We start from the raw sequence: 1,701 nt of genomic DNA, 5'->3' as shown, positions 1-1,701 counted from the left end.
TTGTCGAAGCCGATGTACTTTTTTAAACCCGTTTTCAACAGACTCAAGCTAACATTCCTTAAAGAGAAGCGGTTTGCATAATGTGTTATTTGCAGCTTATCGAAATCTGTACAATTACTCTCCGCCTTCTGCATCCGGCTTTTAGCAGAGACCGTTTGTTTTAAAATTGAACCAGTATTATTTCATCTTTATAATTTTTTTATTAATTACAGCATTATTAAACGAAGCTGACAGTATGTAAGTTCCTGCAGGCAAATCATTAATATTATCCAGCCTGCTTTTGTTCCATCCTTTATTACCTTTTAATTCGTATTGACTGATGCGTTTACCAAAAATGTCTTGCAGGTGTATTATAACTTTACCATCTTTTGGTAAAACGTACTCAATATTTAAATAACTGGTAACTGGGTTTGTAATTGATTTTATTTCGAAATCAATATTTTTATTGCTAACTGCAATGGCCGAGCTGTAACTGAACAGTCCATTTTTATCGATAAGTTTTAACCTGTAAAAATTTATTGCAGTTATTTTTTCGGGATCAGTAAAATTATAATTCAATATGCTGCCGGTATTATCAGCTTGTATTGCAGTAATGGAATTAAAATTTCTGCCATCATTACTTTTTTCAATTTCAAAATGAATGAAATTATTTGTAGCACTTACCGACCAGCTTAATACTGCATTAGATTGCACCAGTAACGCAGCAAAATTATTTAAATTGGTATTGAGAATTACGCCACAGTTAATGATATTTAAAAACGTATTGGTATTGTTACTGTAAAAACAATTGGTACTGGCTAAGTTTGCAGCAGTGGTTGCAACAACTACCCTGTACCTGTGGCCGCTATCGGCCATAGTAACAATAAATCCTGGATAATTTGCGGTGTATTCCCATTGTGCTCCAACAAGCGATGGAGTAGCTGTACCACTAACACCGGTATCATTCCAGGTAACGCCGCCATTGGTACTTCTTTGCCATTTGTAAAAAGTATAATTAGGAAAATAACATCTTACTGTTGATGAAAGATCTGCAACAGTACCGGCACAGGTTTTAAATTCAGGATTATATTTTAAATCAAGGTCGGGTACACAGGTTGAAAGATTTACATCATCCACGGCCCAGTCGTTGCCACCACCACCGGGAGAATTATTTCTTATAGATAACGTAAATGATGTTTGTGCAGCACCGGTTAAATAAGTAAAACCTTTTTTTGTCCACTGGCCATTGTAAGGTATATCACCTGTGGTATAATAATCAATGCCATTTAATTGAAAAGTTAAGTTAGGTTTTACACCAGGCGGATAAGGCCCGTTAAACAAAGCATTTAAAGCGCCACGGCCATTACTGTCGCAAGAGCATTTAGAACAAATATTTCTGAACCAGGCACTAAAATCATAATAAGTAGAGGGACATAAATTATTTACTGTTTGTTGTATAGCCGGGCTTATAGCGTAACTGGCATTTACAACTGCCATGTACCCACCATTAGCGCCAACTGCAGTTGCAGGATTGCCAAGTGTGGGGCTGGCGGCGCCGGTATGATCCCCAATAATATCCCACACCGAAAATACTCTTGAATTATCAGGGTAAGGAACAGCATTGTTAGTAGCACCTGCGGCACTGCTGTTATTGCATATTCCATAAAATCCATCATTAGGTTGATTGGCTGAAAAATTTATAAAAGTATAACCCGGTACAAT

Annotated in this window: 1 protein-coding gene; it reads right to left on the bottom strand. The window is 36.8% G+C overall.

From position 1 onward, the window contains the following. Positions 1-177 precede the first annotated feature (177 nt). Positions 178-1,701: T9SS type A sorting domain-containing protein (locus ACY651_RS02710; RefSeq protein WP_462249460.1), on the bottom strand; the 1,524-nt coding region annotated here is incomplete at its 5' end.

The sequence above is a fragment of the Ferruginibacter sp. genome, assembly GCF_031391665.1.
Lineage (GTDB): Bacteria > Bacteroidota > Bacteroidia > Chitinophagales > Chitinophagaceae > Ferruginibacter.
The sequence above is the reverse complement of the archived record's forward strand: the minus strand, read 5'-3'. Positions and strand labels throughout refer to the sequence as shown.